The organism is Fontimonas thermophila, from assembly GCF_900113085.1.
Classification (GTDB): Bacteria; Pseudomonadota; Gammaproteobacteria; order Nevskiales; family Nevskiaceae; genus Solimonas; species Solimonas thermophila.
Map to the genome: position 1 here is coordinate 144,824 of NZ_FOOC01000005.1, position 12,368 is coordinate 157,191.

Consider the following 12,368-nt stretch of genomic DNA (forward strand, 5'->3'; position numbering starts at 1 on the left):
CGTACATCCTAGTGCCATGCTTTCGACGATTTTCTGGCGCGGACTCACCCTCATCGCCCTGCTGCTCGGCCTGATCGGCGCTTTTTTGCCGGTGGTGCCGACCGTCCCTTTCGTGCTGCTGGCGGCAGCGGCAGCCAGCCGCGGCTGGCCGGCTTTCGAGGCCTGGCTGCTCAAGCATCCCCGCTACGGCCCGGCGATCCGGCTCTGGCGCGAGCGCGGCGCTGTACCACGGTCAGCCAAAATCGTTGCGACCTTGATGATGGCCGGCAGCACTGTCCTGATCGCATTCAGCCCACTACCCTGGGCAGCGAAGATCGCGATTCCGCTGGCAATGTTCGCAGTGGCCGTGTGGCTATGGCTGCGGCCGGAAGAATGACGCGATGGACCTGCCAGGAGTGCGATGACTGCTAAACCTCTGACAGCAGACGCTTGCCGATGCGCGCCATCAACTGCCAAAGTTGATCTTGGCTTCGAGATTGGTGCGCGAATCGGCGTTGGACAACGCCTCCTCGAGCGTGATGACACCCGATTTGTAGAGCCCGTATAGCGACTGGTCGAAGGTCAGCATGCCCTTGTCCGAAGACTGGTTCATCGCTTCCCGGATGTCGTCGATGCGTTTGCTCAGAATCAGCTCCTGGATATAGGGGGTGTTGAGCATCACCTCCATCGCGGCGCAGCGTTTGCCATCCTTGCGTCGTACCAGACGCTGCGAAATGATCGCGCGTAGGGTCAACGACAAGTCCATGTAAAGCTGCTCGCGCAGCACATCCGGGTACATGTTCACGATGCGCTGCATCGCCTGATAGGCGTTGTTGGCGTGTAGCGTCGCGATCGCCAGATGCCCGGTATTGGCGAGCTGGATGCAGGCATCCATCGTTTCGCGCGTGCGAATCTCGCCGACGAGGATGACGTCGGGCGCTTCGCGCAAGGCGCTCTTGAGCGCACGCTCGTAACTCAGCGTGTCCTGGCCGATCTCGCGCTGGTTGACGATGCTGCGCTTGTTGGGATGGATGAACTCGATCGGATCCTCGATCGTGAGGATGTGGCCGGTCTGCGTCTCGTTGCGGTGATTGATCATCGCCGCGAGCGTCGTCGACTTGCCCGAACCGGTCGCGCCGACCATCAGAATCAGGCCGCGTTTGAGGAGGATCAGATCCTTGAGTACCGGCGGCATGCCCGGGATCTCGTCGAGCCGCGGCACCTGCGATCGGACATAGCGCATGACCATGCTGATCGAGCCGCGCTGATTGAAAATATTGACGCGGAAACGACCGAGACCGCCGGCTTCGGTCGCCAGATCGATTTCCAGGTTCTGCGCCAGATACGCCTGCTGCTCCGGCGTCAGGATCGACAACGCGACCTCCTTGATGAACTCGCGTGTGAGCACGTTCTTGCCAATCGGCATCAGCTCACCCTCGATCTTGATCTGCGCCGGCGCATTGGCGGTAAAGAACAGATCGGAGGCGTTTTTCTCGACGCACAGTTTCAGGTACGGCAAAATCTTGAGCATGGCGTTTCAGCGGCGCAGCAGGTTGGCCGCCTCGTCGTCCTTCATCTGCATCCTGCGCACGACCTCGTCCTCCATGAGATTCTGACGTGCGCGCTTGGACTCGAGCTTGACGCGCAGGCGCAGCTCGTTCTGCGAATCGGCGTTGCGGATGGCCTCCTCGTAACTGATCAATCCGTCTTCGAACAGGTTGAAGAGGAACTGGTCGAACGTGATCATGCCCTGCTCGTTCGAGCGCGCCATGACTTCCTTGATGCCGGCAACCTCGCCTTTGAAGATCATGTCGGCGATCAACGGCGAGTTGATCATGATCTCCATGGCGGCGACACGGCCACCAGTTTCCTTGCGCACCAGACGCTGGGAGATGATGGCCTTGAGATTGAGCGACAAGTCCATCAACAGCTGCTCGCGTTTTTCTTCCGGGAAAAAGTTGATGATGCGATCCAGCGCCTGGTTGGCGCTGTTGGCGTGCAGTGTCGCGAGCACGAGGTGGCCGGTCTCGGCGAAATTGACGGCGTATTCCATGGTCTCACGGGTACGCACCTCGCCGATCAGAATCACGTCCGGCGCCTGACGCAGCGTGTTCTTGAGCGCGTTCTCCCATGAATACGTATCGGTGCCGACTTCGCGCTGGGTGACGATGCAGCCCAGATGCGGATGCACATACTCGATCGGATCCTCGATCGTGACGATGTGTCCGCGCGAATGCTGGTTGCGGTAACCGACCATCGCCGCGAGCGACGTCGATTTGCCAGACCCGGTCGCGCCGACCATCAGCACGAGGCCCCGCTTTTCCATCGCGATTTTCGCGAGCTGGGGCGGCAAGCCGAGCTGCTCGAAGGTCGGAATCTCGGTGTTGATCGTGCGCAGCACCCCGCCGACACGTCCCTGTTGGACGAAAGCATTGACGCGGAAACGGCCGATGCCCGGCGGTGAGATCGCGAAATTGCACTCGTTGTTGGCCTCGAACTCCTTGATCTGCCGGTCGTTCATCAGCGAACGGATGATGATCGCCGAGGCCTCCGCGGGCAGCGGCCGGTCCATCACCGGCGTCACCTGGCCATCGAGCTTGATCGCCGGCGGAAAGCCGGCGGTGATGAACAGGTCGGACGCACCCTTTTGCTTCATCAGCGTGAGCAGTTGCTGCACCAGCTTGATGGCTTGTTCGCGATCCATGGCATAGATCCCCTCAGACGGTGAAGCTGCGCGGGTCCGCCGACCTCGCCCGCGCCTCTTCCAGCGAAACCAGCCCTTTGCGCACCAGGTCCTTGAGGCACTGATCCAGGGTCTGCATGCCCTCTTTCTGCCCGGTCTGGATGGCGCTGTACATCTGCGCGACTTTGTTTTCGCGGATCAGGTTCCGGATCGCCGGCGTGCCGATCATGATCTCGTGCGCGGCGATGCGGCCACCGCCCTTTTTCTTCAGGAGAGTCTGGGAAATCACCGCGCGCAGCGACTCGGACAGCATCGCGCGCACCATGTCTTTTCCGCGGCAGGGAACACATCGACGATGCGGTCGACGGTCTTGGCCGCCGACGAGGTATGCAGCGTGCCGAAAACCAAATGCCCGGTCTCGGCGGCGGTCAGCGCGAGCCGGATCGTTTCCAGGTCGCGCATTTCGCCGACCAGGATCACGTCCGGATCCTCGCGCAGGGCCGAACGCAGCGCTTCGTTGAAGCCCAGCGTGTCGCGATGCACCTCGCGCTGGTTGATCAGGCAACGCTTGGAGGTATGGACGAATTCGATCGGATCTTCGACGGTGAGGATGTGCCCGTATTCGTTTTCGTTGATGTGGTTGATCATCGCCGCCAGCGTGGTCGATTTGCCGGAACCGGTCGGGCCGGTGACCAGGACGATGCCACGCGGGTACTCGGCGATCTCCTTGAAGATCGCCGGACACTTGAGATCCTCCAGCGACAGGATCTTGGATGGAATCGTGCGGAATACCGCACCGGCGCCACGCGAGTGCGTGAATGCGTTGACGCGGAAACGCGCAAGACCGGGAATCTCGAACGAAAAGTCCGTCTCGAGAAACTCGTCCCAAGCCTTGCGCTGCTTGTCGTTCATGATGTCATACACCATGTCGTGGACCTGCTTGTGATCCAGCGGCGGAAGGTTGATGCGCTTGACATCGCCATCGACGCGGATCATCGGCTCGACCCCCGCCGACAGATGCAGGTCGGACGCCCCCTGCTTCACGCTGAACGTCAGTAACTGCGCGATATCCATGCGGACGACCTCTCGAAACTTGTTGTCTAATGTGCGTCTTCGTGTTTCTGCAAGACGTTATCGGCATTCAGGGAACGAGGCAACATGGCGGACGTGGCGCAAAATCTGGCCGCGGTGCGCCGCCGCATCGCTGATGCGTGCGTCGCCGCCGGGCGACCGGTGGACGCCGTGCGCCTGGTCGCGGTGAGCAAGACCTTCGGGCCGGAGGCGATCCGCGCTGCGTATGCGGCCGGCCAGCGCGAATTCGGCGAGAACTATCTGCAGGAAGCCCTCGCCAAGCAGGTCGCGCTCAACGAACCCGGCCTTGTCTGGCACTACGTCGGCCCGATCCAGTCGAACAAGACGCGCGGCATCGCCGAACACTTCGACTGGGTCCACGGCGTGGACCGCATCAAGATTGCGCAGCGGCTGTCCGACCAGCGCCCGGTGCACAAGCCACCGCTCGAGGTGTGCGTGCAGGTCAACATCTCCGCAGAGGCGAGCAAATCCGGCTGCACGCCCGATGAGGCCCCCGCACTCTGCCAAGCGGTCGCCGCGCTGCCACGGCTACGGCTGCGCGGGCTGATGGCGATCCCGGCACCGGGTGCGGATGCACGCTCGGCGTTCGCCCGCCTGCGCGCATTGTTCGCGGCCATCCGCGCCCAAGGACTTGCGCTCGACACTCTGTCGGCCGGAATGTCGGAGGATCTGGAAGCCGCGATAATGGAAGGATCCACGCTGGTCCGAATCGGAACGGCGATCTTCGGAGCAAGGTCCACATGAATGCCCAGGAAGCTGCCAAACGCAAGGCCGCCGAGGCCGCGCTGGCCTATGTCGAACCCGGCGAGGTGCTCGGTGTCGGCACCGGCTCGACGGTCAATCACTTCATCGATCTTTTGGTCGAGCGCAAGCTCGCCCAGGACATCCCCGGTGCCGTGTCTTCGTCGAATGCAACGACACAACGCCTGAAGAAAGCCGGCATCCGCGTGCTCGATCTCAACCAGACCGGCACGCTGCCGCTCTACGTCGATGGCGCCGATGAAGCCAACGCGCATCTGCAACTGATCAAGGGCGGCGGCGGTGCGCTCACGCGCGAAAAAATCATCGCCGCAGCGAGCCGCAAATTCGTCTGTATCGTCGATGAATCCAAGCTCGTCGGCGTGCTCGGCAGGTTTCCGCTGCCGGTGGAAGTGATTCCCATGGCGCGCTCCTATATCGGCCGCGAACTGACCCGGCTGGGCGGGCATCCCGTGCTGCGCGACGGCTTTGTCACTGACAATGGCAACCTGATCCTCGACGTCCACCATCTGGACATCGTCGATCCGGTCAGGCTGGAGAACGAGATCAACGGGCTTGCCGGGGTGGTCTGCGTCGGCCTGTTTGCACGCCGGCCGGCCGACGTGCTGATCGTCGGCTCGTCATCCGGCACGCGGGTGATCAAGGCCACGGCCTCCGGCGGCGGATGACCTCGGTCGGCAAGACCGCCGCCGGCACGCGGGCGGTAGCGGTCGCAAGCGGATTGACCTAATCTTGGAAACCCAAGGCACGCAAATACCGTGCCGGATTTTCGATCTCATTCGTCAGGAACCCGCATGACTCCCATGAAACGCCTTGTAATCATCGCCGCTGCCGCCCTTGCCCTGCCCGCCCATGCCGACACCTGGAAAAGCCTCAAAGACGCAGCCAAGCAGCAGGCCGCGCAAAAAGCCGAAGAGCAGCTGAACCTGCCACAAGCTGCACCGCAGGGCGCCAAGGTCTATTTCATCGAGCCCAAGAACGGCGCCGAGGTCACCAGCCCCGTGCGCGTGGTTTTCGGTCTCTCGGGCATGGGCGTCGCGCCGGCCGGCGTCAACCAACCCAACACCGGGCATCACCATATCCTCATCGACGACCCGGCGGTGGATTTCACCCAGCCGCTGCCTGCGACCGACCAGATCAAACACTTCGGCGGCGGTCAGACCGAGACCCTGCTCGAACTCAAACCGGGCAAACACACCCTCCAGCTCGTCCTCGGCGACTGGAAGCACCAGCCGCACAACCCACCGGTGATGTCGGAAAAGATCACGATCACGGTCAAGTGAGTGCATCGCGCCGGCGTTTCCGGGCGCATGCGCCCGGAAATCATCCGCCGGCCGGCCGTGTGCAAACCGCCCTGCGCCAACCGCTGGCCATGGTTCTACCGGCATGAAATCCTCGCTCGGCCTGCGCCTGGGCCAGTCCCTGACGATGACACCCGCGCTGCAGCAGGCGATCCGCCTGCTGCAGCTCTCCAGCCTCGATCTACAGCAGGAAATCGAACAAGCCCTAGACACCAACATCCTGCTCGAGCGCGCGGACGATCCTGCGGACGCTGAGACACCGACGGAACCAGCTCCCGAATCCCCAGTCGATTCCGTGCAGACGCTCGAGCTCGCGGACGACGGCGACATCCCCGCCGAAATGCCGGTCGATGCGTCCTGGGAGGATGTCTTCGACGATCTGCCAACCCCTTCACGCAGCAGCGACGACGAGGAGCTGCGCGACTTCCTGGAAGCGAATCTGCGCAGCCACACCGGTTTGCGCGAACACCTGCTCGAACAGGCGCGCATCGCTCCGCTCAACCCACGCCAGGCCGTGATCGCCGAATACCTGATCGATGCGATCGACGAAGACGGTTACCTGCGCAACTACCCTGAACTGCTCGCCGAGCTGGCCCAGAAACTGCAGGCGGATGCCCGCGAAGTGGAGGCAGTACTGCGTCTGATCCAGGAATTCGATCCAGTGGGGGTGGGTGCGCGCGATCTGCGCGAATGCCTGCGTCTGCAGATCGAATCCCTGCCGGCCCGCACCCCGGGAGCGAACACCGCACTGATCCTGCTGGATCAGCACATGGCCTTACTGGCCCGGCGCGACGTGGACGCCCTGGTCAAGGCCAGCGGCCTGCCGCACGCCGAGGTCGCAGCGGCCTGGAGTCTGATCAAGACGCTGCAACCCCACCCCGGGCGTCCCTTCCAGCCCCACGAATCCGATTACATCACCGCGGATATCTTCGTTTTCAAACGCAACGGTCACTGGCGTGTGAGCCTGAACCCGGATCACACCCCACGCCTGCGCATCAGCAGCCACTACCAGAATCTGATCCGCCGCGCCGACAACTCGCGCGACCAGCAGCTGCTCAAGCAGCACCTGCAAGAAGCACGCTATTTCTTGAACAGCCTGGAGGCACGCAACGAAACTCTGCTGCGGGTGGCGCAGTCCATAGTTGAAGAACAAAGGGCTTTCCTGGAATATGGTCCTGAAGCGATGCGTCCCTTGGTTCTGCGGGACATTGCCGAGCAGCTGGGCATCCATGAATCGACCGTTTCGCGCGCCACTGCCAACAAGTACATGCTCACCCCGCGTGGGCTCTTCGAACTCAAGTATTTCTTTTCCAGCCACGTTCAGACCACCGGCGGTGGCGTGTGCTCGGCCACGGCGATCCAGGCCATGATCAAACGCCTGATCGCCGCCGAAAATCCGGCACGCCCGCTGTCCGACGCAACGCTCTCGGAGCTGCTGCTCAAAGAGGGCATCCAGGTGGCCCGCCGCACCGTCGCCAAATACCGCGAAGGCCTGGGGATTCCCCCCTCGCACGAGCGCAAACCGCCGGCCTGAGACGGCCGGTTCTCCCAAGGAGGTCCACGATGAATCTCAACATCTCTGGTCACCACGTCGAAGTCACCCCACCGCTGCGCGACTACGTCGTCACCAAGCTCAAGAAGCTCGAGCGGCACTTCGACCATCTGATCAGCGCCGAAGTGATTCTGTCCGTGGAAAAACAGCGCCAGAAGGCCGAAGCCACCGTGCACGTCAGCGGGGCCAACCTGCATGCCGAGGCCGTCGACGGCGATCTCTACGCCGCCATCGACCTGCTATCCGACAAGCTCGATCAGCAAACGCGCCGGCACAAGGAAAAACTGCGCAACCACCATCACAAGCAGGCGCACAAGCGCATGAGCGCCTGAAGCTGACCGCAACTTCGATGAGGGGTTAGAATCGCATCACTCGCGGGGCCCGGGCACCGCTCGCACGGGCCCCTTCGCTTTCCCCATCCGCTCTCCCCGAGAGGAAACGAGCCAACATGAAAATCGCCGAAATCCTGTCTCCGGACCGTGTCAGCCAGGGACACACGTTCACCAGCAAGAAAAAAGCGCTCGAAGAGCTGGCCGCGCTGCTGGCCCGCGGGGTTCCCGGAATACAGCCCGCCGACATCCTGGCGAGTCTGATGGCGCGTGAGAAACTGGGCAGCACCGGGCTGGGACATGGCGTTGCGATTCCGCATGGTCGCCTGGCCGGCGTATCCAAGAGCGTCGGCGCGTTCATGCGCCTCAAACATCCGCTCGACTACGACGCCCACGACGGCCAGCCGGTGGATCTGATCTTCGGGCTTTTGGTGCCGCAGGGCGCGACCGAAACCCACCTCAAGCATCTGGCCGCGATCGCGGAGATGTTCTCCGATACCGCCTTCTGCCAGAAGGCGCGCGCATCGGCCGACGAGGCCGCGCTCTACATGCTGATCTGCGCCTACACCCCCGCGGGGTAGAACCACCACCGCCTTGCCGCACCGCACTACCACATTTGAGTCCACGCTGCATGGCGTCTTCATGCGCGTGCACGGCGTCGGGGTGCTGCTGACGGGGGCAAGCGGGGTCGGCAAGAGCGAACTCGCCCTCGAGCTGCTCAGCCGCGGACACCGGCTGATCGCCGACGATGTCGCCGAATTCACTGTCGAACGCGGCCGCGTGCGTGGCCATTGCCCGCGCCTGCTGCGCGGCTTCATCGAAGCCCGTAGTCTCGGCATCCTCAACGTGGGCAAGCTTTACGGCGCGCGCTGTCTGCTCGCCTCGGCCACGCTCGACCTGATCGTGACGCTCGATGCTCCGCCGATGCACAGCGAGACCGGGATCGAACGGTTGTCCGGACACCGCAGTGTGCGCACGATCCTGGGCGTGACGGTTCCCGAGATCTCGATTCCGATCCGCCTCGGGCATAATCTCGCCGTGCTCGTCGAGGCCGCGTGCCGCGATCACCGGCAACGACGCGCCGGCTACCGTGCCGACGAGGATTTCGCGCGCCGCCAGCTCAAGGAAATCAGGAAGCAAAAGTCCCGATGAAACTGGTCATCGTCAGCGGACTGTCCGGCGCCGGCAAGACCGTTGCCCTCAAGCAGTACGAGGACCTGGGATACTACTGCATCGACAATCTGCCCCTGCAGCTGGTGGGTCCGATTTCGCGGCGTGCCTTGCGTGCCGCCGAGAGCCGCTACGACAAACTCGCCATCGGGGTCGATGCACGCGAAAGTCCCAAGGAGATCGCGCGCTTCCCGCGCTATCTCGAATACCTGCGCAGCCGCGGGATCGAGACGCGGGTGGTCTTCCTGCGCGCCGAGGAAGCAGTTCTGCTGCAACGTTATTCGGAGACACGCCGGCGCCATCCGCTCGCGCGCGAAAACCTGCCGCTGACCGAGGCGATCCGCGCCGAGCGGGAGCTGCTGGCCCCGATCGCCAGCCTCGCCGACGCGACCATCGACACTACTCACAAGAACCTGCACGAGCTGCGCGAGGAAATCCTCAGCCAGGTCCCGGGCGGCGGCCACGGCAAACTGACCGTTCAGCTCGAATCTTTTGGCTACCGCAACGGCGTACCCGACGATGCCGATTTCGTCTTCGACGTGCGCTGTCTGCCCAATCCGCACTGGGAACCGACGCTGCGCAAGCTCAGCGGCCGCGACCCGGCGGTGGCCGCGTGGCTCGAACGCCACGGGTCGGTCAAACGCATGATCGACGACCTGCGCAGCTTTCTCGACCGATGGCTGCCGGAGTACCGCCGGCAGGACCGCGCCTATCTGACCATCGCCGTCGGCTGCACCGGCGGCCAGCACCGCAGCGTCTATGTCGTCGAGAAACTCGCCGAGACCCTGCGTGAACGGTACGAACAACTCACCGTGCGGCATCGCGAGTTGTGGACCGGCACCGATCGGCGCAAGACACAGGAGCCTTCCGCATGAGTGTGGGTCTGCTGCTGGTTACGCACGGCAAGCTCGGGCATTACCTGCTCGATACGCTGCGCGACATGATCGGCGAGCTGCCGCTGGCGACCGACGTCCTCGAAGTCCGCCGCGTCTCCTCGCACGAGGTGCTGACCAGCCAGGGGCTGAAAATGATCGAGCGCCTGGATTCCGGCGATGGTGTCCTGATTCTCACCGATGTCTTCGGTTCGACACCCAGCAACATCGCCAACAAGCTGTGCTGTAACGAACGCACCGCCGTCGTCGCCGGCATCAATCTGCCGATGCTGGTCCGCATCTTCAATTATCCGCAGCTACCCCTGCGCGAGATGGTGCGCAGCGCCGTCGAGGGCGGCAGCCGCGGCATCATCGAATGCCCACGACCATGACCTCCCGCATCCCGGCTGCGGATCACAAGCCGTATCGGTGGCTCGGCGGCTACGCATCTCTGGCCCGATGTCCGATTCTCACCTGCTGACACACGCCCCATGGAACGCACCGTTTCGATCGTCAACAAGCTCGGCCTGCATGCGCGCGCGGCGGCGCGCCTGGTCACGCTCGCCAGCAAGTTCGAATGCGATGTCCGCGTACGCAAGGATGGTCGCGAGGTCAGCGGCAAATCGATCATGGGGGTAATGATGCTGGCCGCTGCGAAAGGCACCGAAATCACCTTGATCGCCGAAGGCCAGGATGCGGCGCAGGCGCTCGACGAACTCGCCCGCCTGGTGGCGGACCGCTTTGGAGAAGACGAGTGAGAAAACCGCCCGTTGCGGTTTGCAGCCGCATACCGCCACGCGTGACGGTGGATGCCGTGTGCGCCGGCAAGTGCGCCGGGAGCGCCCATCCATGAGTCTCTGGCTCTCCGGCATCGGCGTTTCGCGCGGTATCGCGATCGCACGTGTGCAGCGCATGCATGGCGGCGAGCTCGATATCCCCGAATACCGGTTGTCGCCGAACGAGATCGAAGGCGAGGTCGTGCGCTTCTTCGGCGCCCAGCGGCGCGCCAAGGAGCAGCTACGCGAGGTGCGGTCGCGCATCCCCGAAGGCACGCCGGGCGACATCGCTGCGTTCATCGATACCCATATCCTGATGATGGACGACCGTTCGATCACCGACGCCACGGTCGCCCATATCCGCAACGAACGCATCAATGCCGAAGCGGCCCTGCGCCGCACGCGCGACGCCCTGATCGCTGTCTTCGAGCAGATGGACGATGCGTATCTGCGCACTCGCCGCGACGACGTCGAGCACGTCTGCGGGCGCATCCTGCGCATCCTGCTCAAATCGGAACGCCAGTTGCCGGCGAAGGCCGAACACGGCGAGCCCTATGCGATCGTCGCCGACGATGTCACCCCGGCCGACATCATTCTGCTCGCACAGCAGCAGGTCGCAGCCTTCATCACCGAATACGGCGGCCCTCTCTCGCACACCGCCATCCTCGCACGCAGTCTCGGCATCCCGGCGATCGTCGGCCTGCGCGATGCACGCCGGTTGCTGCGCGAAAACGAGACGATCATCGTCGATGGGGAGGCCGGCCACGTCATCGCCGATCCCGATGAGCAGGCACTCGCGTTCTACCGCGCCAAGCAGCGCGAACATGCGCGCCACCGTGCCGGACTGGTCAAACTCAAAGGACGCGCCGCCATCTCGCGCGACGGCGTGCACGTACGCCTGCTCGCCAACATCGAACTCCCGGAAGACGCCCGCATCGCCGAGGAAGCGGGCGCCGAGGGCGTTGGCTTGTATCGCACCGAGTTCCTGTACATGAACCGCAAGGAGCTCCCGAGCGAAGAGGAGCAGTACGAGGCCTATGCGCGCATCGTCTCGGCGGTGTCGGGCACGATCACGATCCGTACGCTCGATCTGGGTGCGGACAAACAGGTCGACAGCGGCCGCAGCCACGGCCCGCTGCCGACCAATCCAGCGCTGGGGTTACGCGCCATCCGCCTGTGCCTGAAAGAACCGGAGCTGTTCCGCGTACAGGTGCGTGCGCTGCTGCGCGCCTCTGCGCACGGACGCGTACAAATCATGCTGCCGATGATCTCCAACCTTCAGGAATACCGTCAGGCCTGTGCGATGATCGAGGCCGCCCGCGAGGAACTGCGCGCGGAAGGCCGACCGATGGCCGAGGACGTACCGATCGGCGCAATGATCGAGGTACCGGCGGCGGCGATCGCCGCGCCAATGCTCGCCCGCCATGCCCGTTTCTTCTCGATCGGCACCAACGACCTGATCCAGTACACCCTGGCGATCGACCGTGTCGATGACGAGGTCAACTACCTCTATGACCCGCTGCATCCGGCCGTGCTGCACCTGATCCGCCATACGATCGAATCCGGGCGCCGGGCCGGCATTCCGGTGGCCATGTGCGGCGAGATGGCGGGCGATCCGCGCTTCACGCGCCTGCTGCTCGGACTGGGATTGACCGATTTCTCGATGCACCCGGCGAGCGTACTCGAGGTCAAGCAGATCGTCGTGGAGTCCGACATCGGCCGGCTCCGCGCGGCGGTGAGCGCGGCCTTGGACTGTCTGGATCCGCAGGAGCTGCGCGACCGTCTCGCCGCGCTGTAATGCGCCGTCGGCGCACCCGACCGCGATGCTATGCTCGGCCCCGATCACCGGGCCGTA

Annotated in this window: 14 protein-coding genes and 1 pseudogene; 12 read left to right on the forward strand and 3 right to left on the reverse strand. The window is 63.7% G+C overall.

The window, feature by feature from the left end; translation table 11 throughout:
- The first annotated feature begins 16 nt into the window (after window positions 1–16).
- Window positions 17–376 (forward strand): YbaN family protein, encoded by a 360-nt coding sequence (locus BMZ48_RS06905; protein ID WP_091533263.1) that lies wholly within the window; start codon window positions 17–19, stop codon window positions 374–376.
- Window positions 377–445: 69 nt separating this feature from the next.
- Here the strand turns inward: BMZ48_RS06905 and BMZ48_RS06910 are convergent, their stop codons facing one another.
- From BMZ48_RS06910 to BMZ48_RS06920, 3 genes and pseudogenes are all read right to left on the reverse strand, one after another.
- A complete protein-coding gene (locus BMZ48_RS06910; RefSeq protein WP_091533265.1) occupies window positions 446–1,510 on the reverse strand; it encodes a PilT/PilU family type 4a pilus ATPase in 1,065 nt (354 codons plus the stop codon).
- A 6-nt stretch (window positions 1,511–1,516) separates the two neighbouring features.
- Window positions 1,517–2,683, reverse strand: coding sequence for a PilT/PilU family type 4a pilus ATPase (locus tag BMZ48_RS06915; protein ID WP_091533269.1), 1,167 nt, complete (start codon window positions 2,681–2,683; stop codon window positions 1,517–1,519).
- A gap of 13 nt (window positions 2,684–2,696) precedes the next feature.
- A pseudogene (locus BMZ48_RS06920) lies at window positions 2,697–3,736 on the reverse strand (type IV pilus twitching motility protein PilT).
- Window positions 3,737–3,820: 84 nt separating this feature from the next.
- Between BMZ48_RS06920 and BMZ48_RS06925 the strand changes: the two are divergent.
- From BMZ48_RS06925 to ptsP, 11 genes are all read left to right on the forward strand, one after another.
- Window positions 3,821–4,498, forward strand: coding sequence for a YggS family pyridoxal phosphate-dependent enzyme (locus BMZ48_RS06925; RefSeq protein ID WP_091533271.1), 678 nt, complete (start codon window positions 3,821–3,823; stop codon window positions 4,496–4,498).
- Window positions 4,495–5,181 carry a ribose-5-phosphate isomerase RpiA gene (gene rpiA / locus BMZ48_RS06930; RefSeq protein ID WP_091533272.1) on the forward strand — a complete coding sequence of 229 codons (687 nt, stop codon included), beginning with the start codon at window positions 4,495–4,497 and terminating at the stop codon, window positions 5,179–5,181. Before BMZ48_RS06925 ends, rpiA begins: the two co-directional genes overlap by 4 nt.
- A 135-nt stretch (window positions 5,182–5,316) precedes the next feature.
- A complete protein-coding gene (locus tag BMZ48_RS06935) occupies window positions 5,317–5,796 on the forward strand; it encodes a DUF4399 domain-containing protein (RefSeq protein WP_091533274.1) in 480 nt (159 codons plus the stop codon).
- 103 nt (window positions 5,797–5,899) lie between these two features.
- On the forward strand, window positions 5,900–7,348 hold the full coding sequence (locus BMZ48_RS06940) for an RNA polymerase factor sigma-54 (RefSeq protein ID WP_091533276.1): 1,449 nt from the start codon (window positions 5,900–5,902) through the stop codon (window positions 7,346–7,348).
- Between the two features lie 29 nt (window positions 7,349–7,377).
- Window positions 7,378–7,698: a ribosome hibernation-promoting factor, HPF/YfiA family gene (gene hpf / locus BMZ48_RS06945; RefSeq protein ID WP_091533278.1), complete on the forward strand. Its 321-nt coding sequence runs from the start codon at window positions 7,378–7,380 to the stop codon at window positions 7,696–7,698.
- 116 nt (window positions 7,699–7,814) lie between these two features.
- On the forward strand, window positions 7,815–8,276 hold the full coding sequence (gene ptsN, locus BMZ48_RS06950; RefSeq protein ID WP_091533280.1) for a PTS IIA-like nitrogen regulatory protein PtsN: 462 nt from the start codon (window positions 7,815–7,817) through the stop codon (window positions 8,274–8,276).
- Between the two features lie 13 nt (window positions 8,277–8,289).
- Window positions 8,290–8,847, forward strand: a complete 558-nt coding sequence (locus BMZ48_RS06955) for a hypothetical protein (protein WP_268762368.1) — start codon at window positions 8,290–8,292, stop codon at window positions 8,845–8,847.
- Window positions 8,844–9,740, forward strand: coding sequence for an RNase adapter RapZ (gene rapZ, locus BMZ48_RS06960; RefSeq protein ID WP_091533284.1), 897 nt, complete (start codon window positions 8,844–8,846; stop codon window positions 9,738–9,740). Before BMZ48_RS06955 ends, rapZ begins: the two co-directional genes overlap by 4 nt.
- A complete protein-coding gene (locus BMZ48_RS06965) occupies window positions 9,737–10,129 on the forward strand; it encodes a PTS sugar transporter subunit IIA (protein ID WP_091533286.1) in 393 nt (130 codons plus the stop codon). Before rapZ ends, BMZ48_RS06965 begins: the two co-directional genes overlap by 4 nt.
- Window positions 10,130–10,228: 99 nt before the next feature.
- Entirely contained in the window at window positions 10,229–10,495 is a 267-nt protein-coding gene (locus tag BMZ48_RS06970; protein WP_091533288.1) for an HPr family phosphocarrier protein, read from the forward strand.
- Window positions 10,496–10,586: 91 nt separating this feature from the next.
- On the forward strand, window positions 10,587–12,311 hold the full coding sequence (gene ptsP / locus BMZ48_RS06975) for a phosphoenolpyruvate--protein phosphotransferase (protein ID WP_091533290.1): 1,725 nt from the start codon (window positions 10,587–10,589) through the stop codon (window positions 12,309–12,311).
- Window positions 12,312–12,368: the final 57 nt, after the last annotated feature.

Coding starts and splice junctions, on each gene's coding strand:
- hpf (WP_091533278.1), top strand. CDS start 7,378: ATGAATCTCAACATCTCTGGTCACCACGTCGAAGTCACCCCACCGCTG.
- BMZ48_RS06915 (WP_091533269.1), bottom strand. CDS start 2,683: ATGGATCGCGAACAAGCCATCAAGCTGGTGCAGCAACTGCTCACGCTG.
- rpiA (WP_091533272.1), top strand. CDS start 4,495: ATGAATGCCCAGGAAGCTGCCAAACGCAAGGCCGCCGAGGCCGCGCTG.
- BMZ48_RS06925 (WP_091533271.1), top strand. CDS start 3,821: ATGGCGGACGTGGCGCAAAATCTGGCCGCGGTGCGCCGCCGCATCGCT.
- rapZ (WP_091533284.1), top strand. CDS start 8,844: ATGAAACTGGTCATCGTCAGCGGACTGTCCGGCGCCGGCAAGACCGTT.
- ptsN (WP_091533280.1), top strand. CDS start 7,815: ATGAAAATCGCCGAAATCCTGTCTCCGGACCGTGTCAGCCAGGGACAC.
- BMZ48_RS06905 (WP_091533263.1), top strand. CDS start 17: ATGCTTTCGACGATTTTCTGGCGCGGACTCACCCTCATCGCCCTGCTG.
- BMZ48_RS06965 (WP_091533286.1), top strand. CDS start 9,737: ATGAGTGTGGGTCTGCTGCTGGTTACGCACGGCAAGCTCGGGCATTAC.
- ptsP (WP_091533290.1), top strand. CDS start 10,587: ATGAGTCTCTGGCTCTCCGGCATCGGCGTTTCGCGCGGTATCGCGATC.
- BMZ48_RS06940 (WP_091533276.1), top strand. CDS start 5,900: ATGAAATCCTCGCTCGGCCTGCGCCTGGGCCAGTCCCTGACGATGACA.
- BMZ48_RS06935 (WP_091533274.1), top strand. CDS start 5,317: ATGAAACGCCTTGTAATCATCGCCGCTGCCGCCCTTGCCCTGCCCGCC.
- BMZ48_RS06970 (WP_091533288.1), top strand. CDS start 10,229: ATGGAACGCACCGTTTCGATCGTCAACAAGCTCGGCCTGCATGCGCGC.
- BMZ48_RS06910 (WP_091533265.1), bottom strand. CDS start 1,510: ATGCTCAAGATTTTGCCGTACCTGAAACTGTGCGTCGAGAAAAACGCC.